This is a genomic window from Deefgea piscis, assembly GCF_013284055.1.
Classification (GTDB): Bacteria; Pseudomonadota; Gammaproteobacteria; order Burkholderiales; family Chitinibacteraceae; genus Deefgea; species Deefgea piscis.
The window spans coordinates 2,621,197-2,642,553 of sequence record NZ_CP054143.1 but is presented as its reverse complement, the minus strand read 5'-3'; the positions used below and the strand labels follow the sequence as shown (position 1 = coordinate 2,642,553).

Here is a 21,357-nt window from a genome sequence, read left to right as displayed (position 1 = left end):
ACTACCCATGATGATGAACGGCAGGAAGAACGATGAATTTAACTCGGCAACGCATCGCAGTGATTGGCTCAGGCATCTCTGGCTTGGCCAGCGCCTATTTTTTAAGCCGCAGCCACGATGTGGTGCTATTTGAGGCTGGGCGCTATTTGGGTGGCCACACCAATACGGTCGACATCACTGTTGAAGGACAAACTCACCCTGTTGATACTGGATTTTTGGTATTTAACCAAGCGACGTATCCGAATCTAATCGCTTTGTTTGCTGAGCTGGGGGTCAATACCTACGCCACCGACATGTCGTTTGGCGTATCACTTGATGAAGGCGCACTGGAATGGGCGGGAACGAATCTAAACACCGTCTTTGCGCAACGCCGCCGGCTGCTCTCACCATCGTTCATCGGCATGCTGCGCGATATTTTGCGCTTTAATGCGGCAGCGAATGAAAACCTCGCCGCCAGCCTACACAGCAAAGCCACCTTAGGTGAACTGCTAAAAAGCGGCAATTACGGCGATACTTTCCGCGATGCGTATTTATTACCGATGGCCGCGGCCATTTGGTCAAGCTCACCCAATGATATTTTAGAATTCCCCGCCTCGACCTTTTTGCGCTTTTGCCTTAATCACGCGCTACTCCAAGTCAACGATCGGCCGCAATGGCAAACCGTCCAAGGTGGTGCACGAGAATATGTGCGCAAAATCGCCGCCACTTTGAGCGACATCCGCCTGCAAACGCCGGTATTGCGCGTCGAGCGCCTCGCCGACGGCGTGATGGTGCACACCGACATGGGCGCAGAACAATTTGACGCGGTGGTGTTTGCTACACACGCCCCCGATACGCTCGCCATGTTAAGTGACGCTAGCGCCGCCGAAACGGCACTCCTGTCGGCGGTACGTTACCAAGCCAATACCGCTGTCTTGCACACTGACCCACAGCAATTACCCAAACTTAAAAAAGTCTGGTCGGCGTGGAATTACCTTGGCGGCGCCGATGTTGATGGGCAACGCCCCGTCTGCGTCAGCTATTTACTCAATCAATTGCAAAATCTGCCTGTTGCAACACCGGTGGTGGTCACCCTCAATCCTTTCACACCGCCAGCGCCGGAAACAGTATTGGCGCAGTTTGAATATCAACATCCAGTATTTGATCACGCGGCGATTGCCGCGCAAGCGCAGTTACACACCATTCAAGGGCAAAATCGCACTTGGTTTGCTGGCGCATGGACTGGCTATGGTTTTCATGAAGACGGCTTGAAATCGGCCCTGCGTGTGGTCGCTGATTTTGACCTCGCCCCAGCTTGGACCACCTTGCCATGAACGCCCCTGCGCAAATCATTCGCGGCCAAGTGATGCACCAGCGTTTACGCCCAGCCCAAAACCGCTTTGTGTATCCAGTATTTTGCCTGCGGCTCAATTTAGCGCGCTTGGGCGATATTAACGTAAGTGGTTTTGGCCTAAATCGCTGGCGGCCCGTGGCAATTTACACCCAAGATTACGGCCCGAAAGACGGCAGCAATCTTGAGCAATGGATGCGCAATGTGTTGCTGCAATACGGCATCGAAGCCAATGGCGAAATTTGGCTACACACTTTTCCACGCGTTTTTGGTTTTGTATTTAATCCGGTGAGTTTTTGGTATTGCTACGACCGCGATGGCGGCTTACGTGCGGTGCTCGCTGAAGTCAACAACACTTTTGGCGAAACACACCAGTATTTAATTGCAGCCAATGATGATCAATGCATAGAAGCCGATACCCGTCTTGAATGCATCAAGATGATGCACGTATCACCGTTTTGCGAAGTGCAAGGCCACTATCAATTTGGCTTTCGCGATACAGCGCAAACCGCCTGGGTGGGCATTGATTATTTTGATACTGACGGCCTACTAATTAAAACCGCCGTCGGCGGCAAACGAGAGGCGCTCAATCGGCAAACACTGTGGCGTGCCCTACTCGCGCAGCCCTTGTTGACGCTAGGCGTGTTCGCGCGAATTCATTGGCAAGCGTTTCACTTATGGCGCAAACGGGTGCCGTTTTTTAGCAAACCCGCCCCGCCGACTATTGAATTGACCTCTTCAATCCACCCAACACCACACAAGGTCGTCGCACAACATTCGGAGCTGACATCATGAATCAAAGCCAAGTTATCCAAAGCATTGCGCAAAATGCCCCCACTGCCGCCAAATTATTTTTGAATCTGCTCGGCCGTTTGCAGCATGGACATTTGCAATTGATTACGCCTGAAGGCACGCATCTGATGTTTGGCAACTTGCATCAACCGCCGTCGGCCACCTTGCAAGTGAATGACTGGCGCGCGTGCAGCCGCATCTTGCGGGCTGGCGACATTGGCTTTGCCGAGAGCTACGAAGCGGGCTGGATTGATAGCCCTGACTTGACTGCGGTGCTCAATTTGGCGCTACGCAATGAAACCGTGCTCGATAAAATGGTATTTGGCGGCAAGCTGGCAACATTGTGGTACCGCATCAAGCATTGGCTACGCCCCAATACTCGCGAAGGTAGCCGCCGCAATATTCATGCGCACTACGATATTGGCAATGATTTTTACCAACGCTGGCTCGATCCAAGCTGGACGTACTCCAGTGCGATTTTTCACGGCGATTACGCGCAATCACTACACAGCGCGCAAATCGCCAAATACCAACGCATTATCGACGTGCTCGGTCTGCGCGCCGGCAGCCGCGTACTGGAAATCGGCTGTGGCTGGGGCGGTTTTGCCGAACATGCGGCAAAACTTGGTATTCAAGTGCACGGCGTCACCATTTCACCAGCGCAACTGGCCATCGCCCAAGAACGGATCGCAGCGCAAGATTTGGGCGATCTCGCGCAACTGGAAATCTGTGACTACCGCGATTTGCAAGGCGAATACGACGCGATTGTATCGATTGAAATGTTTGAAGCCGTCGGCGAGCGATTCTGGCCGGAATACTTCAAAACCGTCGCCGCACGCCTGAAATCGGGCGGTAAAGCCTTAATCCAAACCATCACGATTAACGAATCGGCGTTTGAGCGCTATCGCAGCAGCACCGACTTTATTCAGCAATATATTTTCCCCGGCGGCATGTTACCTAGCCCTGAGCGTTTTAATCAAAAAGCCAGCCAAGCTGGCCTGTCCACCCTTGATCAATATCACTTTGGCCGCGACTACGCCGAAACCTTGCGTCGCTGGCGCGCCGACTGGGAAACTGAAAAAGCCGCCATCAGCGCGCAAGGCTTTGATGAAAAATTTATGAAAATTTGGCGTCTGTATTTTGCTTACTGCGAGGCGGGATTTGACGGTGGCAAAACCGATGTAGTGCAATTTTTGCTGAAAAAAGATTAAGGCTATGTTCATCAACCGTATTGCCCTATCCGCTTTATTTGCTATGGCCTGCATCGCAATACCTGCACAAGCAGCCATATGGCGCGAGCATATTCCGCAAGCGCAAGCCATCGGCAGTGGTGATTTACGCTGGTTTGGCTTGCGGATTTATACCGCCAAATTATGGAGCGAAAAAAAGCCATTTGATCTCAACGCCCCCTTTGCCTTGGAGCTGACGTATCACCGCAATATCAGTCGCGAGCAATTTGTTGAAACCAGCTTGGACGAAATTAAGCGGCTATTTGGTACGCGCTACAGCGCCGACACGCTCAAGCGCTGGGAAGGCGAAATGCAGCGCGCATTTACGGATGTCAAAGCCGGTGATCAGTTGATTGGCGTATTTATCCCCAATGAAGGGGTTCGCTTTTATAGCGGGAGTAAATTACTCACCGACATTCGCAACCCCGAGTTTGCCAAAGCTTTTTTTGCCATTTGGTTTGACGCGCGCAGCAAAGACAAAGATTTGCGCGCGCAATTATTAGGCAATTCACCATGAAAGCCATCAGCCCATTGGCCTACGCCAGCTACGGTCTACTGGGCCTGCCATTGGCGATGGCAGCCTTGCCGGTGTATGTGCAAATCCCAGCTTATTACAGTGGGCAATTGGGTTTGGCGCTGGGATTGACCGGCTGGGTGTTATTTTTGGCGCGTTTAGTCGACACCTTTCAAGATCCGCTGCTTGGGCGTTGGATTGACCGACTCAATGGCAATGTCAGTACGTGGTTTTGGGGTAGTGCCGCGCTGTTAGCTTTGGCATTTTTAGGTTTATGGCTACCGCCTGTCCCCACTGGCAATACGATGTATCTGGCGCTATGGCTTGCTGCCATGCTGATTGCTGCCTATACCGCGCACAGCATGCTCAATATCGCTTATTTAACTTGGGGCGCACGCATAGATGCCGGCGCAACCCCTAGCGATCAAGGATTATTAGGCGCGGCAGCATGGCGCGAAGGCGCTGGCTTGTTGGGCGTGATTTTAGCCAGCGTGATTCCAAGCTGGATCATGAGCCGCCCCGCCGCCGCACTGAACAGCAATTTAAGCTATTACAGCATCGCCTTTGCCGCTGTTTTGCTACTGGCCGTATGGGTGCTACTCAAATTCGCCCCCACATGGCAACGCGCCAAAGACACTGCAACAGCAGCAAGTTGGCGAGCCACTTGGGCTTTGATGAAAGCGCATCAAGGTTTTCGCCAACTGTTGCCACCCTACTTTTTAAATGCGATTTCAGTGGCAATTCCATCCACGTTGGCGCTGTTTTTCATCAACGACAGGCTACAAGCGCCCAGCTACGCGGGCGCATTTTTAGCCAGCTACTTTATCGCCGCCGCGATCGGCTTGCCGCTGTGGGTGATGGCCGCCAAAAAAATCGGCGTTTTATGCGCTTGGCGCTGGGGCATGGTGTTGGCGATTGTGGCATTTTGCTCCGCGGCCACATTGGGCGCGGGTGACATCATCGCCTATCTCATCGTCTGCATCGCCGCAGGACTAGCGCTAGGCGCTGATTTGGCTTTGCCACCGGTGCTGCTGGCCAAGCTGATCCGCCACGACCACTCACCCGCCAGTTATTTCGGCGTTTGGACTTTACTCGGCAAATTAGCGCTGGCGCTGTCTGGACTGGCCCTTCCGGCACTCGCAGCGCTTGACTATCAACCGGGCAGCCCAGCTGGGCCGGCATTGGCTTGGGTTTACGCTGGCGTGCCTTGTGCATTCAAATTGGCTGCGTTTTTGTTGCTCACTCGTATCAAAACCGAACCCGCAGGAGTTTCATCATGAAAAAATCCATCATCGCCGCCTTGTGTGGCTTACTGACCGCCTGCGCGTCGCCGGATGTGGCGCAATATCAAAAGGCCGAACCCAAACTCGATTTAGTGCATTACTTTGTCGGCAAAACCGACGCTTGGGGCATGTTTCAAAAACGCAGCGGCGAGGTAGTGAAGCGTTTTCATGTCGAAATCACCGGCAAGCACCATAACGGCAAGCTGGTACTCGACGAGCAATTCAAATACGACGATGGCACCACGCAGCAGCGGATTTGGACACTAAGCAAAGCCGCCGATGGTTCTTGGCGCGGCACTGCGGACGATGTGAAAGGTGAAGCGGTTGGCAAAATTGCCGGCAACGCGCTCAATTGGCGCTACACGATGTTTTTACCGGTGGATGGCAAAACCTATGAAGTGCAGTTTGATGATTGGATGTTCCTTATTGACGACAAAGCCATGATCAATCGCGCCAGTATGCAAAAATTTGGCTTTGAGCTCGGCCAAGTGACGCTGTTTTTCAAGAAAAGAGACTAGCCATGTTTGCCCCATTGAATCAACCCATTCAAGCTTGGGCGGGTCAACGCATTTGGTTGATCGGCGCTTCCAGTGGCATTGGCGCAGCGCTCGCTCAGCAAGCGCTGGCGGCCGGAGCCACGGTGATTTTATCCGCGCGACGCCAAGTGCAATTAGAGCAAGTAGCCCAAGCGCACGCCAACGCCCTTGTTTTGCCTTTTGATGTGCTGGACGTGGCGGCATGGCAAAGCAGCTATGCCGAGCTAGTCGCGCGCGTAGGTGGAATCGATTTGATTGTATTTTGCGCCGCCGATTATCGCCCCGAGCGCAGTTGGGAAGTCAACCCCACCATTGCGGCACAAACGCTGCAAATAAACTTAGGTAGTGTGTACACCGGATTGGCGACCATTTTGCCCGACCTGATTGCTCGCGGCAGCGGCGGCATTGGCTTAATCGCCAGTGTGGCCGGCTTCATGGGTTTGCCCAATGCCAGCGTTTACGGCCCGAGCAAAGCGGCAATGATTAATTTGGCTGAAATTTTATACGGCGATTTGCATCCCAAAGGATTAAATGTCTATCTGATTAATCCTGGCTTTGTGAAAACGCATCTGACTGACAAAAATGACTTCACCATGCCGGCACTACAAACGCCGGAACAAGCGGCAACAGCGATTTGGCATGGCATCAGTAAAGGGAAATTTGAGATCCATTTCCCATGGCGCTTTACCCAAGTTTTAAAGTTACTGCAACTACTGCCCTATCGTTGCCGATTTGCACTGCAATCTTATTTGGTAAAAACGCCATGAACAGCCTAACCCCACTTCTAAACTGGTACAGCACACTGACGCCGCAAACGCTGCAATACGCGGCCCAGTTTTACGCGCCAACGGCACGCTTTAAAGATCCATTTAATGACGTGACGGGGGTGCTAGCGATTGAAGGCATTTTCAAGCACATGTTTGCCACCACTGAAAACCCACGCTTTGTGATTGGCGAACAAATCGCCCAACATCAGCAAGCCTTTGTGACGTGGACCTTTGAATTTAACCTCAATGGCAAGCCCTATCAAATCGTAGGTGGCTCACATTTAGTGTTTAATGACGAGGGTCTGGTCACATTACATCGCGACTATTGGGATGCCGCCGAAGAATTGCTGCAAAAACTCCCCATCGTCGGCGCGCCAATTCGCTGGCTACGCCAACGTTTTGCGGTGGTCAGTTCAGATTAATTTGCCGTATTACTACAACAATCAATGTGCAGTTAAATACTAGAAACACCTGCAAGCCTTGAGCTTAGAGAAAAATAGTCGATAGTAAGCCTACTACAGCTAAAAAGTAAGATCGAAATGGCCGATGATTTCTCTCAAGCGCATGTACTGATTGCTGACGATGCTCCCACCGTCAGGCAATCACTTCGTATGACGCTCGCCCAATGCGGCATCAATCGCGTAGATGCCGCCAGCAGCATTGGTGAAACACGTCGCCGGCTTCGCAACGCGCAGTATGATGTCGTTTTATGTGACTACCATTTTGGCGAAGGCATGAATGGACAAGAACTACTTGAAGAGCTACGTCAAAGCAGCGAATTACCGCTCTACACCATTTGGATCATGATCACCGCCGAAGCTGCGTATGAAAAAGTCGTTGCCGTCGCCGAAATTGGCCCTGATGATTACCTTATCAAACCCTTCACCAGTGCATTACTAACGCAACGCCTCTCGCTGGCGTGGAAGCGCAAACGTTTTTTAAAGCCAATCTACGACAAAATCAATGAAGATGACATCAGTGGCGCCATTGCTGCCGCCAAAGAGCTCATCCCCAAGGCCGAAGGCTTTCGCAGCGATTTGATGCGACTGCTGTCTAGCTTGTTACTTGAAGCCGGGCAACTCGAACAAGCTCGACTGCTATTTGAAGAAATCCTCAGTCAAAGAATGATTCCTTGGGCCAAGCTGGGCCTTGCCAAAGCACTGGTACGCCAAGGCAAAAAAAATCAAGCCGAAGGTGCGCTGCAAGCGGCGATTGTTGAGCATGCCCAGTATGTCGATGCGTACGAAGAACTGGCATCGATGTATATGGCCGATGGCCGGCTAGACCAAGCGATGGCGGTATTTGAAAAATGCCTCGCAATGACGCCCAATAATGTCAGCCGTCTGCAAAAAGCGGGCAATTTAGCCAATATGCTGGGCGACTCCGCCAAAGCCAAAAAATTACTCGAGCAAGCCGTTAAATGCGGTGGCAACTCCGCCGCACTCAGCGCCGACACAGTGTTGCAGCTGGCATTGGCCGCCCGGCGCGAAAATAATTCGTCTGATGCAGAAAAATACCTGCGCCTCGTAAAAGAAATCGCCAAAAAAGACCAAACCGTTAAAAACAAAATCATTGATTTTATTGCTACCTCCATTTATGAAGGCAAACCACAGCTACTCAATGAAATCGAAATTCATTTAAGCCACCCAGAAATGACTCAGGAAATCGCCACCAGCTTTATTATGGCGGCAGACTTAATCTGCCCCGCCACCGTCGAGGGCGAAACGCCGTCAGGGGATGCTGCGCCTTATAAATGGCTACAACATATCAGCCAGCGTTTCATTACCACCCGCCATATCTCTGGCTTACTCGAAAGCGCCGCCAATATGCGGCCAGTATGGAAGACGTATATCCAACAAATTGGACAAGACGTTAACGACCTCAATAACCGCGGCGTTCAACACATGCTGAAATCCGAGTTCACCGAAGCCATCGATATTTTATTGCCCGCAGCCCAAAACACCTGCAACAACCGACTGATGCTCTCGACCAGTCACGCGATTGTCAAATACCTGAAAACCAAGCCTCATATCGAAAAAAAAGAACGTGACGCCTTAATTACGGTTGCCAGTGGCATGATTGAGCGCCTAAATGGCCTGATTGATGCCGGCACACAGCACAGTCTTAGCCAAGACTTGCAACAGCTGTTTGACCATTAATTGTGGATGGCCACATCCACCAACTGCGGTTGCAACACCGCAATACAGTCCGCCGGACTCATCCCCACCAAAAAGCCTCGCCGTCCGCCATTGATGTAAATTTTATCTAAAGCCGCAATCGACTCTTGCATATAGACCGGCATTTTTTTCTTCGTCCCAAATGGCGAAGTGCCGCCAACGATAAAGCCACTCTGTTTATTGGCCACCTCAGGAACACAAGGGTTAATGGCTTTGCAGCCAATAATCCGCGCTAAATTTTTGGTCGATACTTCACAATCGCCATGCATCAGCACCACCAGCGCCTGTTTTTTTTCGTTCTCCATAATCAAGGTTTTGATTACCGCATGTTCTGGCACGCCCAATTCTCGCGCCGAAACTGCAGTCCCACCTTTTTCTTCATAATGATAAAGATGCTCGGTGTAGTTCACTTGATGGGCACGCAAAGCGCGTATCGCCGTTGTGACTGAAATTTTTTCATTCATCATCTAACTCGCTAAACTTGCGGCATAATAACCGACTAAATTACTCAACCATATTTGCCATGCCCACACAGCTTAAGCACTTGCCGGCAGCACTTCGTTTTCAAGCTTTAGGTACGCCGTTTTATCGCGAAACGCCCACCACGCCAATGCCTGAAGCCATCGTCGTGGCCTGGAATGCGCCGCTGGCCAACTCACTGGGCTTGGCACCACAAAATGAACAACTGCAATTAGCTGATTATCTAGTGGGCAATCAAACACCGCAAGACACCACGCCGATTGCCACGGTGTATTCAGGACATCAATTTGGCATTAATGCCGGTCAGTTGGGTGATGGCCGAGCTTTAATCACCGCCGAGCTCACCGATCCGCAGCAGCAGGTTTGGGAAGTTCAACTCAAAGGCGCGGGCCCCACGCCGTACTCGCGTCGCGGCGATGGACGAGCAGTATTGCGCTCAACCATCCGTGAATACTTATGCTGCGAGGCAATGCATGGCCTAGGTATTCCTACAACTCGGGCACTTGGCATCGGCGGTTCATCCCAAACCATCTGGCGAGAAACCCGCGAAACCCGCGAAACCGCCGCAGTATTGACTCGGCTAGCACCAACCTTGCTTCGTTTTGGCCATTTTGAACATCAGTATTATCGCAATAACATCGAAGCTTTGCAGCAACTGGCCAATTGGACTTTGCAATACCATTACCCAGAATGCCAATCCGCAGCAAACCCCTATCTGGCGATGTTTACTCAGGTCATCGAAAAAACCGCGCGCACCATCGCCCAATGGCAAGCAGTGGGATTTTGTCATGGCGTAATGAACTCGGACAATATGTCCATCCTTGGCCTCACACTGGATTATGGTCCGTTCGGCTTTCTTGACGGGTTTAACCCCGGCCATATTTGCAATCATTCGGACGACACTGGCCGCTATGCGTACCAGCAACAGCCACAAATCGGACTCTGGAACTTACATTGCCTTGGGCAAGCATTATTACCACTGATAGCAAAAACCGATTTATTGGCCGCGCTCAGCCAATACCAAGCGCAATTTGAAACCGCTTTTGCTGAGCAACTACGACAAAAACTTGGGCTAACGGTATGGCACGAAACAGACTGGACGCTCGTCACCGATTTATTTGAATTACTACAAGGCGCACAAACCGATTGGACGTATTTTTGGCGCACATTATCGCACTGGATGACGCGGCAAAACGACGCACAGCTGCTCGATCTTATTTTAGATCGAACCGGCTTTGCCGCTTGGCTGGCTCGTTATCGCGAACGCTTAGCACAAGATCCGCAATCGAGTCTTGAACGTAGCCGCGCGATGCTTAGCTGCAACCCTAAATTCATTCTCAGAAATCATTTGGCAGAAATTGCCATTCGTCAGGCGGAAGACCATCAAAACTTTAGTGAAATTGAGCGTTTGCGTGCCTGCTTAGCGCAGCCTTTTGCTGAGCAGATTGAAAACCATCATTACGCCGATCTACCGCCAGACTGGGCCAGCACGCTGTCAGTGAGCTGCTCTTCGTAACGAGCAGCGGGCATTTTTTTCAGCTTATTCTGATCTAACACCATAAACAAGCCAACGGAATACAACAGATTCTGCGATAATTCGCCGCATCATCTTTTTGTAACAATTGAACCATGCCCGAAATTTTCACTGGTTTAGATACCATTACGGCCATTAGTTTAGCCTTGGCACTGCTTTTTGTTTTGGCTTACGAATTCATTAATGGTTTTCACGACACCGCCAACGCTGTAGCGACGGTTATTTACACCAAAGCGATGCCGGCGAATTTAGCGGTTGTTGCTTCGGGTTGCTTCAACTTTTTGGGTGTCATACTGGGTGGACTTGGCGTCGCTTACGCCATCATCCACTTGCTACCGGTAGAGCTACTGCTGAACGTCAACAGCAGCCATGGCCTCATCATGGTGTTTTCTTTGCTCTCAGCGGCCATTATTTGGAATTTAGGCACGTGGTATCTGGGCATCCCGGCCTCAAGCTCGCACACGCTGATTGGCTCGATTTTAGGCGTTGGCATTATGTATGCCATTCTCAATGGCAATCATTGGTTACATGGCATCAACACCCAAAAAGCCATCGACATTTTATTGTCATTGCTGATTTCACCAGCGCTCGGCATGATTCTGGCCGGCATCTTGCTGATTGCGCTCAAACGCTATTTTAGCCAATCACATATGCACCTCACACCCGACGAGCGCAAAGCCATTGATGGCAAAAAGCACCCGCCGTTTTGGACTCGCGTCACACTCATTGCTTCAGCCATGGGTTTAAGCTTTGCGCACGGCTCTAATGACGGACAAAAAGGCATCGGCTTAGTGATGCTGGTGTTGGTGGGCTTAGCGCCGGGCAACTTTGTGCTTGATCGCAGCAGCAGTATTTATGACATTGAGCGCACGCGTGATGCGGCGATTCATATCAAAGACTTTTACGTTAGCCACGCGGATAAAATCAATCAATCGCTGCACTTGGGCCCGATGGATCAGACCTTGCCAGCGCAATTTGAATGCAAGCCGGAAGTGACCTACGCCGCAATTGACTCTCTCGACAAGATGCTGGTCAATGTTAAATCTTACAGCGAGCTCACAGCAGAACAACGCATTACCGCTCGCCGGATTTTGCTCTGTGTTGACGATACGGCCAAAAAAGCATCCAAACTACCAATCTGGACCTCGCACGAAAAACACAGCCTCGATAAATTCCGTAAAGATCTAACGGCAACGACCGAATATGCACCTCAGTGGGTGATTGTCGCCGTCGCTTTAGCGCTGGGTTTAGGCACGATGGTAGGCTGGAAACGGATTGTCTACACCGTGGGTGAGAAGATCGGCAATAAAGGCATGACGTACTCCCAAGGCAATGCGGCACAAATTACCGCGGCATTAGCCATCGGGATCGCCAGCTGGACAGGCATGCCGGTTTCGACCACGCACATTTTGTCATCCGCAGTCGCGGGCACCATGGTCGCCAATAAGAGCGGTTTACAATCAAGCACCGTCAAAAACATCGCGATTGCTTGGGTATTAACCCTGCCTGTGACGATCTGTATGTCTGGCGGACTATTCTGGCTCGCCAGCATCATCTTTGCCTAAAAACTGACTGAATCGCCAGCCAATAAAAAACCCGCTCAGCGGGTTTTTTATTGGGTATTACCTTGTAAACGACAAACTACAAGACATACAGAGCAATACGTATAGATCAGAAGCCAGACACTAAATCTTTAATCAAATCATCAATATGCTCTAAGCCCACAGAAATACGTACCATCCCATCTGAAATACCGGCAGCTGCGCGCGCTTCAGGGGTTAAACGGCCATGCGAAGTGGTTGCTGGATGAGTAATCGTGGTTCGAGTATCACCCAGATTAGCCGTTCGACTCATTAGCTGCACCGCATCGATCAAGGCCCACGCCGCCGCTTTGCCGCCTTTTAGCTCAAACGACAACACACCGCCCGCGCCTGTTTGCTGGCGTTGCGCCAAAGCATATTGTGGGTGTGATACCAATCCCGGATAATACACCCGACTCACTTGCGGCTGCGTTTCTAACCACTGCGCCAATTTAAGCGCATTTTCGCAATGCGCCTTCATCCGCAAACCCAAAGTTTCCAAACCTTTGAGCAACACCCATGCGTTAAATGCCGACAACGTAGGCCCAGCCGTGCGTAAAAACAGATAGATCGGCTCAATCAATGCATGGCTACCGACGACCGCGCCACCCAACACACGCCCTTGACCATCAATAAATTTGGTCGCTGAATGCACCACCAAATCGGCACCCCACTTCAGTGGCTGCTGCAAAGCAGGCGAGCAAAAGCAGTTATCAACCGCCAACAACGCACCATGCCGATGGGCAATTTCGGCAATCGCTGCAATATCCGCAATTTCCGTCAGGGGATTATTCGGGGTTTCTAAAAAAAACAACTTGGTATTGGTTTGCGCTGCAGCTTCCCATGCACTCAAATCGGTTTGCGCGGCATAGCTCACCGTAACGCCGAACTTACCCAAATAGGTATTAAATAATTGGATGGTTGCGCCAAATAAGCCACTCGACGCCACGATATGATCACCAGACTTCAGGTGCGCCATACACAAGGCCAAAATCGCACTCATACCCGAAGCAGTTGCCACCGCGCGCTCAGCGCATTCCAATGCGGCTAAGCGCTGCTCAAAGGCCGCCACCGTTGGATTAGTAAACCGCGAATAAATATACCCCGGCATTTGGCCAGTAAACTTCAGCGCAGCTTCTTCGGCTGAGCCAACAACGAAGCTTGAAGTCAGATACAACGCATCCGAATGCTCACCAAACTCAGAGCGCATTGTTCCTGCGCGAACGGCTAATGTTTCGGGGTGAAGCTCATTTAAATTCAGCATAATGATTGACTTAATCCAATAAAAACAACCCAATAAAAACGACGCAATAAAAACGGGAGCTATCGCCCCCGTTTATTTGTTTCATATACGATTAAATTAAATTTTGCTCGGCAACGCCAATATTCATATCCAAAATACGGCTATCTGCATCACCATCGGCCGCTTTAGTCGACAATGGCGAAATGCGCTTTGCTTCTAATTCATCCAGATAGGCATCCGTAATATCACCGGTAATGTATTTACCATCAAAGCATGACGTTTCAAAGGCCGTAATTTTGCCACCACTGGCATCAGTACAGGCTTGAATCAAGGCATCTAACTCTTGATAAATCACCGCGTCAGCACCAATTTCTTGCGCAATTTGCACAGCGTCTCGATCAGTAGCAATTAACTCGGCACGTGTTGGCATATCAATGCCATACACATGTGGATATTTCACTGGTGGCGCAGCTGAAGCCAAGTACACTTTATTTGCGCCAACGTCGCGCACCATTTGCACGATTTCTTTTGACGTCGTACCGCGAACAATCGAGTCATCCACCAGCAAAACATTCTTACCTCGGAACTCAACCGCAATCGGATTGAGCTTTTGGCGCACTGATTTTTTACGGCTAGCTTGTCCCGGCATAATAAAAGTACGGCCGATATAGCGGTTTTTCATGAAGCCTTCACGATAAGGCAAGCCCAAAGCATCTGCCAACTGTAGCGCTGCATCACGGCTGGTATCCGGAATCGGGATCACCACATCAATATCCAAAGCTGGCACCAGCTTGCGCACTTTATCTGCCAGCTGCTCACCCATTTTTAAACGCGACTCATGCACCGAAATGCCATCAATCACCGAATCCGGACGGGCAAAGTAAACGTGCTCAAAAATACACGGCACCAATACTGGATTAGGATGGCATTGACGGCTAGACAGCTCTCCATCAAACGTCACATAGATCGCCTCGCCGGGTGCTACGTCACGCATAAACTTAAAGCCCAGCACATCGAGCGCCACCGATTCACTGGCGACAATGTATTCCATGCCTTCTGGTGTTTCATGGCAACCCAAAGACAAGGGGCGAATGCCATGCGGATCACGAAATGCCACCATGCCAAAGCCAGCGATAATGGCCACCACCGCATACGCGCCTTTGACACGCTTATGCACCGCAGTAATGGCATCAAATACAGTATCGGCATCTAGCTGTGGGCCAGACACGCGGCGCGACAGTTCGTGCGCAAAGACATTACATAGCGCTTCTGAATCCGAGTTGGTATTAATGTGCCGCAGATCGGTGCGGTACATATCCTCTTTCAGCTGCTTATCGTTAGTCAAATTGCCGTTATGCGCCAATACAATCCCAAACGGACTGTTGACATAAAACGGCTGCGCTTCGGCCAAACTTGAAGCCGAGCCGGCGGTTGGATAGCGAACATGGCCGATGCCGACATTCCCCATTAAAGAACGCATATTGCGCGTGCGGAACACGTCGCGAACCAGGCCTTGGCCTTTATGCATATGAAGCACTTGCTGTTCAGCAGTGACAATACCGGCGGCATCTTGTCCGCGGTGCTGTAATACCAACAGACCGTCGTACAACATTTGATTTACCGGAGTTTTAGCGACCACACCTACAATGCCACACATTGGTCAAGATTCCTTGCGTCTACAACACATTAAAAAATCATTCGAAGTTAATTCGACTAGCAAAAGCAAGTGGCAGCCATGGTTTCACCACGAAGGCACTTTGCTCAAATAGGGGACTAAACATTGCATTACGCCACATCGGCTCTTTGGGCAGACTGGTCAAGCCAGCCAGCATCACTAAGGTCAGCATCAATAAAAACCCGCGCATCACCCCAAAACCAGCACCCAAAACCCGATCAATCGGCTTAAATCCAGTCGCTTTGACAAATTGATTGAGCGTGATTCGCACAATGGCAGAAAGCAGCCACGTCACAAAAAACAGCGCAATAAATGCCGCTAAATAACGCAGCGCATCAGTAGGAATACTTTCTGGCATCCACAATGCAACCATCGTTGCATAATGCATCGCAACCCAAAAAGCTAAAATCCAAGCTAGCAATGCCAATAATTCTTGCGTTAACCCTCGCATTACCGACAACAAAATCGACAGACCGACAATGGTCAAAGCAATGTAGTCAAATGCCGTCATTATGGCGCCTTAGCCACTAAGGAACCCGACACGCCCAGATCACGCATAATTTTCAGCCATGCTTTGGCTTTTGCTTCATCATCGGTCGGCCCGACTCGAACGCGTGTTAGTGCGCCCTTACTGGTATTAATTTGTTCGCTACTCACACGAACCCCTGCCGACTTCAACTTCGCCACCATTTGCGCCGCTTTGTCAGCATCGGCATAAGCACCCACTTGAATAAAGTAGGTTTTTTTATCGAGTTGTTTTTCAGCTGGCTGCGAATGGCTGGTTTTTCCTGACAAAATCGCCGCCGGATCGGATTCTATGGCCGCTTTTACCTCAGGCTTTTTCTCTGGCAGTGGTTTTTTCACCACGGGTGTTGATGTTGGTTTTACCACTTTAGGTTGAGGCGTGGCCGCATGAGTCGGCAAAACGCTTGGAGCGGGTGTTGCAATTGCCGTGGCGACCGGTGTAGCGGTTGCAGCTGCCGCATTCACTGCGACTTGATGATTAACTAATTTGCCTGGCAAAGTCACCGCAGCCACTTGCGAAGCGTCCAATTGCGGTAAGGCCACCTCTGCAACGGCCGCTGAAGCGGGAGCAACATCCAGTGGCGCCGTCTGCACAATCGAAGAAAGTGCGGGTGCACTAGAGATAATTTCGACGGGATGATTGTCGATTAAATTTTTGGGCGGTTCACCATCTAATACCGTCCACAAAAAAATCAAGGCAAACACCACTAAGGTAATTGCCCCGACTAAACGCCGGCGAGCGCGCTTTCTAAGTTGCTGCAGTTCATCACTCACATTTGCCATTGTTATTTATTGCCCACGCGCCACCATGACCTCAGCCACAGTAAAGAAAGATCCAAAGACCAAGATTCTATCAGCTTCAAGCGCATTATTGCAGGCAGATTGATAGGCATCGGCAACTGATTCGTAGCGATTCACTTTGGCTTGCGGGTCAATTTGCAAAATAATTTCCGCTAATGTTGCCGCAGACGCTGCACGTGGCAAATTCGGCGCAGCCAAATGCCAGCAATCGACTCGATCAGCCAATATGCTCACTACACCCAAGATATCTTTATCCTGCATCATCCCCAGCACAGCATGCGTTTTGGGGTGAAAACTCATGCTATCCAAGCAAGACTTTAAAACCAAAGCGGCATGAGGGTTATGCGCAACATCCAGCACGACCGTTGGCCTTCCGGGCATGACCTGAAAGCGTGCCGGCCATTCGACTTCAAGCAAACCTCGCTTAATATCGCCCAGCGTCACAGGCAATTGTGCTTGGCATGCATCAAGCACCGCCAAAACTAAACATGCATTATTTAATTGATATTGCCCACGCAGCGCCGGCAAAGGTAAAGCATGTCGGCGCGCACCATTTTGATGCCACCACGACCACTGCTGCCCCTCAAGCTGCATTTGATAACCAAAATCGCGACCAATTAATCGCAGATCGGCGCCGATTTCTGCTGCGAAATCCAGCAATGTCTGCGGCGGCTGAGGATCAGCGCATAACGCAGGCACGCCTGAACGGTAGACGCCCGCCTTTTCCAGCGCGATTTTCTCACGGGTATCTCCCAAATAACTTTGATGATCAAGACCAACACTCACCACGGCAGAAACGGTTGGCTCGAAAATATTGACGGCGTCAAGCCGCCCACCTAAGCCGACCTCCATAATCGCCACATCAACGTCCTGCTCAATAAATTGATGCATGGCGGCCAAGGTGCCAAATTCAAAGTAAGAGAGGCTCGTGCTGCCGCGCGCCGCTTCAATCGCACGAAAACTCGCCACGATCTCGTCATCAGCGACCGGCTGACCATTAATCGCAATCCGCTCGTTGTAATGCAAAAGATGCGGTGAGGTATAAGTCCCGACCTTATAACCGGCAGCGCGCAGTATCTGCGTCAACATGGCGCAGACTGAGCCTTTGCCATTGGTACCTGCGATCGTCAGCACTGGAAATTGCGGCTGCAACTGCATTTGATCGCGCACTTGAGTCACCCGAGCCAGCCCCATATCGATGGCGATAGGATGCAAGGACTCCAAGTAGCTTAACCATTCGGGCAAGGCATCAGCATTAAACATCGTCATTTAGTTCGCCGCAGGCTGTCGGTTGAGCAAAGTCAGCACGTCGGCCAAGCGTTGACGTAATTCACGACGATCAACAATCATGTCAATCGCCCCTTTTTCTAGCAAGAATTCAGAGCGCTGAAAGCCTTCAGGCAAAGTTTCGCGTACGGTTTGCTCAATCACTCGCGGACCGGCAAAACCAATCAAAGCACCAGGCTCGGCCATCACCACATCACCCAAAAAGGCAAATGATGCAGAAACGCCGCCCATAGTTGGGTCAGTCAACAAAGAAATAAACGGTAATTTTTTATCGGCTAACTTGGTCAAAATGGCGCTGGTTTTTGCCATTTGCATTAATGAGCTCAAACCTTCTTGCATCCGTGCGCCACCCGAAGCCGACACACAAATAAAAGGCAAGTCATTTTCAATCGCCGCTTTCACGCCACGCACAAAGCGCTCACCCACCACCGAGCCCATTGAACCACCAATAAACTTAAACTCAAAGGCCGCCACAACGACTGGCACGGTCAAAATCGAGCCTTGCATCACCACCATGGCATCGTCTTCGCCCGTTGCAGCTTGCGCAGCGCTTAAGCGATCCGGATAGCGCTTGCCATCTTTAAACTTCAAAATATCAACGGGTTTAACTTCGGCACCAATCTCAAACCGACCTTCAGTATCGAGCAACTGATGGAGGCGTTCACGCGCCGGCACTGCATTATGAAAGCCGCACTTAGGGCAAACTTCTAAATTGTTTTCTAGATCTGTGCGATATAACACGGCATTACACGCATTACATTTACTCCACAAACCTTCAGGCACTGCCGATTTACTCGCAGTCGTGCGACTTTGAATTTTCGGCGGCAATAATTTTTGTAACCAACTCATTGAACAACTCCTTAAACCTACTTAGCGACGGGCGCTATCCATTGCAATACGCACTTCAGATAAGAATGTACGTAAACGCTCAGCTAAACCCACTTCGCCTAACTCAACTTCTTGAACCAACCGTGAGCCGATCACCACTGCATCGGCAACTTGCGCTACAGCTTGCGCAGTCTGCGCATCACGAATACCAAAACCCACCCCAATTGGGATAGAAATAAACTGTTTTAATATCGCCAGTTTAGCAGCGACATCCACAACATCTAAATTCGCCGAACCCGTCACACCCTTCAGCGAAACATAATAAACATAACCGCTGGCCAACTCAGCCACAGCCTTCACTCGCGACTCTGGCGTGGTTGGCGCCAACAAGAAAATCGGATCCAAACCCTGCGCTTTAAATACTTTAGCTGATTCCAATGCCTCTTCAGGGGGCATATCCACGGTTAACACGCCATCAACGCCAGCGGCAACGGCAGCACGAGCAAAAACTTCATAGCCCATGGCTTCAACTGGATTGGCATAGCCCATCAATACCACTGGCGTCGTGGCATTACTTTGTCGAAACTGCGCCACCAGTTCCAACACCCGCCGCAACGACACTTTATGCAATAAGGCGCGCTCAGAAGCACGTTGAATCACCGGGCCATCGGCCATTGGATCAGAAAAAGGCACGCCCAACTCAATCACATCAGCACCGCCATCGACTAAGGCGTGCATTAATTCAACGGTCACCTCTGGATTAGGATCGCCAGCAGTAATAAATGGGATCAGCGCAGAACGATTTTGCGCGGCCAATTGTTGCATCACACTTTGAATACGAGACATAGGTATCTTTACCGCTTCATTGATTGACAATAGCTGGCGAGATATACCCCGCCATACAAAATTACAGTTGAATGCCGCTCATTTTAGCAATCGTTGGAATATCTTTATCACCACGACCCGAGAGATTCACCAACAGCACCTCGTCTTTACGCATGGTCTTTGCCATTTTTGCCGCTTGCGCCAAGGCGTGACTCGACTCTAGAGCAGGGATAATCCCCTCGTAACGGCACAAATCATGAAATGCCGCCAACGCTTCATCATCATTAATCGCAACGTATTCGGCGCGACCGATATCTTTTAAATGGCTATGCTCAGGCCCAACGCCTGGATAATCCAAACCTGCTGAAATCGAATGTGTTTCGCTGATTTGGCCATCGGCATCTTGCATTAAATAAGAGCGCTGACCATGCAATACGCCATTTTTTGCATTCGATGTTAATGGCGCCGCATGACGACCCGTTTCAACACCATCACCACCCGCCTCAACACCAATCAAACGTACGTTCGGCACATCAATGTAGGGATGGAAAATACCAATCGCATTCGAGCCACCACCCACACAAGCCAAGACCGCATCAGGCTGACGGCCGATCATTTCTTGCATTTGTACTTTGCATTCTTCGCCGATCACCACTTGAAAATCACGAACCAACTGCGGATAAGGGTGTGGGCCTGCGGCAGTACCAATGATGTAATACGTTGAATCAATATTGGTCACCCAATCACGCATCGCCTCATTCATTGCGTCTTTCAGGGTTTTAGTGCCCGAAGTAACCGGCACGACCGTTGCACCGAGCAATTTCATTCGATAGACATTGGGCGCTTGGCGAACTACGTCTTCCGCCCCCATATACACGATACATTCCATGCCGTAACGCGCGGCGACGGTGGCCGATGCAACCCCATGCTGACCAGCGCCCGTTTCAGCAATCACGCGCTTTTTACCCATGCGTTTAGCCAATAAAGCCTGACCAATGGTGTTATTCACCTTGTGCGCACCGGTATGGTTTAGATCTTCGCGTTTTAAATAAATTTGCGCGCCACCTAATGCCTCAGACCAACGCTGTGCATGGTAAACCGGGCTCGGACGGCCAACATAGTGCTTTAAGACGTAGCGATATTCATCCATAAACGCGGGGTCTTTTATGGCTTTTTCGAACTCGACTCGCAATTCTTCCAAAGCGGGCATTAAAGTTTCAGCGACATAAATGCCACCATGAGGACCAAAGTGACCACGTACATCGGGCTGCTGATAAATTTCGCTCATGACTCTCTCACATAAACTTTAAAGCAGATTAATTAAATAACGGCGCGAATAAACGACTCAACCAAAACTAAATCTTTAACACCCTTAGAGCGCTCTACACCACTGGACACATCAACTGCCCAAGGCTGCACACAGGCAATCGCAGTCGCGACATTCTCTGGATGCAAACCGCCCGACAAAATTAATGGCAATGGCCACTCGTTTGGCAAGGCTTGCCAATCAAAACTTTCACCGGTTCCACCGGGCACACCATCCACCCAAGCATCGAGCAAAATACCTCGGCACAAGGGTGAAACATAACGCGCGGCGTATTCTATCAAATTTATGTCAGGTTTTACCCTAAGTGCTTTGATAAAGGGCCGATCAAATTGCACACAAAACGCTAAATCTTCATCGCCGTGAAATTGCAGCAAGTCTAGCGGCACACTTTCTAACACGGCACTGACGTTTTCCGCCGTTTCATTGACAAAAAGTCCTACAGAAGAAACAAAGGCAGGTAATGCCGCAACAATTTCTGCCGCCAATGGCACAGAAACATGCCGAGGACTCGGCGGATAAAATACCAAGCCGATGGCATCCGCCCCCAATTGCGCCACCTGACGCGCCGTAGCGGCATCCCGCAATCCGCAAATTTTTATTCGAGTTCGCATCAAAAAGCCTTGT

Annotated in this window: 21 protein-coding genes; 11 read left to right on the top strand and 10 right to left on the bottom strand. The window is 50.5% G+C overall.

Translation table 11 applies throughout. The features are described 5' to 3' along the window. The first annotated feature begins 32 nt into the window (after positions 1-32). The 9 genes from HQN60_RS12320 (at position 33) to HQN60_RS12280 (ending at position 8,610) form a co-directional block, all read left to right on the top strand. Complete coding sequence (locus HQN60_RS12320) at positions 33-1,313, top strand: NAD(P)/FAD-dependent oxidoreductase (RefSeq protein ID WP_173533927.1); 1,281 nt, start codon at positions 33-35, stop codon at positions 1,311-1,313. Beyond that, positions 1,310-2,125 (top strand): DUF1365 domain-containing protein, encoded by an 816-nt coding sequence (locus HQN60_RS12315; RefSeq protein WP_173533926.1) that lies wholly within the window; start codon positions 1,310-1,312, stop codon positions 2,123-2,125. The genes HQN60_RS12320 and HQN60_RS12315 overlap by 4 nt, the downstream gene beginning before the upstream one ends. Then, positions 2,122-3,333, top strand: a complete 1,212-nt coding sequence (locus HQN60_RS12310; RefSeq protein ID WP_173533925.1) for an SAM-dependent methyltransferase — start codon at positions 2,122-2,124, stop codon at positions 3,331-3,333. Before HQN60_RS12315 ends, HQN60_RS12310 begins: the two co-directional genes overlap by 4 nt. A 4-nt stretch (positions 3,334-3,337) precedes the next feature. Next, positions 3,338-3,868, top strand: coding sequence for a chalcone isomerase family protein (locus tag HQN60_RS12305; protein ID WP_173533924.1), 531 nt, complete (start codon positions 3,338-3,340; stop codon positions 3,866-3,868). Continuing rightward, a complete protein-coding gene (locus HQN60_RS12300) occupies positions 3,865-5,145 on the top strand; it encodes an MFS transporter (RefSeq protein WP_173533923.1) in 1,281 nt (426 codons plus the stop codon). Before HQN60_RS12305 ends, HQN60_RS12300 begins: the two co-directional genes overlap by 4 nt. Continuing rightward, positions 5,142-5,666: a DUF3833 domain-containing protein gene (locus HQN60_RS12295; protein WP_173533922.1), complete on the top strand. Its 525-nt coding sequence runs from the start codon at positions 5,142-5,144 to the stop codon at positions 5,664-5,666. The genes HQN60_RS12300 and HQN60_RS12295 overlap by 4 nt, the downstream gene beginning before the upstream one ends. Before the next feature lie 2 nt (positions 5,667-5,668). Then, entirely contained in the window at positions 5,669-6,451 is a 783-nt protein-coding gene (locus HQN60_RS12290) for an SDR family NAD(P)-dependent oxidoreductase (RefSeq protein ID WP_173533921.1), read from the top strand. Next, positions 6,448-6,873, top strand: coding sequence for a nuclear transport factor 2 family protein (locus tag HQN60_RS12285; protein ID WP_173533920.1), 426 nt, complete (start codon positions 6,448-6,450; stop codon positions 6,871-6,873). The genes HQN60_RS12290 and HQN60_RS12285 overlap by 4 nt, the downstream gene beginning before the upstream one ends. 189 nt (positions 6,874-7,062) lie before the next feature. Then, the gene (locus HQN60_RS12280) at positions 7,063-8,610 is read left to right on the top strand and encodes a response regulator (RefSeq protein WP_254456625.1); all 1,548 of its coding nucleotides are present in this window, start codon (positions 7,063-7,065) and stop codon (positions 8,608-8,610) included. Here the strand turns inward: HQN60_RS12280 and ybaK are convergent. Further along, entirely contained in the window at positions 8,607-9,095 is a 489-nt protein-coding gene (ybaK, locus tag HQN60_RS12275) for a Cys-tRNA(Pro) deacylase (protein WP_173533918.1), read from the bottom strand. The genes HQN60_RS12280 and ybaK overlap by 4 nt on opposite strands. A 56-nt stretch (positions 9,096-9,151) precedes the next feature. Between ybaK and HQN60_RS12270 the strand changes: the two genes are divergently transcribed. Further along, on the top strand, positions 9,152-10,624 hold the full coding sequence (locus HQN60_RS12270; RefSeq protein ID WP_173533917.1) for a protein adenylyltransferase SelO: 1,473 nt from the start codon (positions 9,152-9,154) through the stop codon (positions 10,622-10,624). A 113-nt stretch (positions 10,625-10,737) separates the two neighbouring features. Beyond that, positions 10,738-12,207: an inorganic phosphate transporter gene (locus HQN60_RS12265; protein ID WP_173533916.1), complete on the top strand. Its 1,470-nt coding sequence runs from the start codon at positions 10,738-10,740 to the stop codon at positions 12,205-12,207. Between the two features lie 106 nt (positions 12,208-12,313). Here HQN60_RS12265 and HQN60_RS12260 read toward each other — a convergent pair whose 3' ends face one another. The 9 genes from HQN60_RS12260 to HQN60_RS12220 form a co-directional block, all read right to left on the bottom strand. Next, complete coding sequence (locus HQN60_RS12260) at positions 12,314-13,486, bottom strand: O-succinylhomoserine sulfhydrylase (RefSeq protein WP_173533915.1); 1,173 nt, start codon at positions 13,484-13,486, stop codon at positions 12,314-12,316. Between the two features lie 91 nt (positions 13,487-13,577). Next, complete coding sequence (gene purF, locus HQN60_RS12255; RefSeq protein ID WP_173533914.1) at positions 13,578-15,122, bottom strand: amidophosphoribosyltransferase; 1,545 nt, start codon at positions 15,120-15,122, stop codon at positions 13,578-13,580. A gap of 37 nt (positions 15,123-15,159) precedes the next feature. Continuing rightward, complete coding sequence (locus HQN60_RS12250) at positions 15,160-15,651, bottom strand: CvpA family protein (protein ID WP_173533913.1); 492 nt, start codon at positions 15,649-15,651, stop codon at positions 15,160-15,162. Further along, the gene (locus HQN60_RS12245; RefSeq protein WP_173533912.1) at positions 15,651-16,439 is read right to left on the bottom strand and encodes an SPOR domain-containing protein; all 789 of its coding nucleotides are present in this window, start codon (positions 16,437-16,439) and stop codon (positions 15,651-15,653) included. Before HQN60_RS12245 ends, HQN60_RS12250 begins: the two co-directional genes overlap by 1 nt. A 15-nt stretch (positions 16,440-16,454) precedes the next feature. Beyond that, positions 16,455-17,735, bottom strand: coding sequence for a bifunctional tetrahydrofolate synthase/dihydrofolate synthase (gene folC / locus HQN60_RS12240; protein WP_308419404.1), 1,281 nt, complete (start codon positions 17,733-17,735; stop codon positions 16,455-16,457). Further along, positions 17,736-18,602, bottom strand: a complete 867-nt coding sequence (gene accD, locus HQN60_RS12235; protein WP_173533911.1) for an acetyl-CoA carboxylase, carboxyltransferase subunit beta — start codon at positions 18,600-18,602, stop codon at positions 17,736-17,738. It abuts the gene before it with no gap. A gap of 21 nt (positions 18,603-18,623) precedes the next feature. Next, positions 18,624-19,427 carry a tryptophan synthase subunit alpha gene (trpA, locus tag HQN60_RS12230; protein ID WP_173533910.1) on the bottom strand — a complete coding sequence of 268 codons (804 nt, stop codon included), beginning with the start codon at positions 19,425-19,427 and terminating at the stop codon, positions 18,624-18,626. A gap of 61 nt (positions 19,428-19,488) precedes the next feature. Beyond that, positions 19,489-20,694: a tryptophan synthase subunit beta gene (trpB, locus tag HQN60_RS12225; protein ID WP_173533909.1), complete on the bottom strand. Its 1,206-nt coding sequence runs from the start codon at positions 20,692-20,694 to the stop codon at positions 19,489-19,491. 32 nt (positions 20,695-20,726) lie between these two features. After that, positions 20,727-21,344: a phosphoribosylanthranilate isomerase gene (locus tag HQN60_RS12220; protein ID WP_173533908.1), complete on the bottom strand. Its 618-nt coding sequence runs from the start codon at positions 21,342-21,344 to the stop codon at positions 20,727-20,729. Positions 21,345-21,357 lie beyond the last annotated feature (13 nt).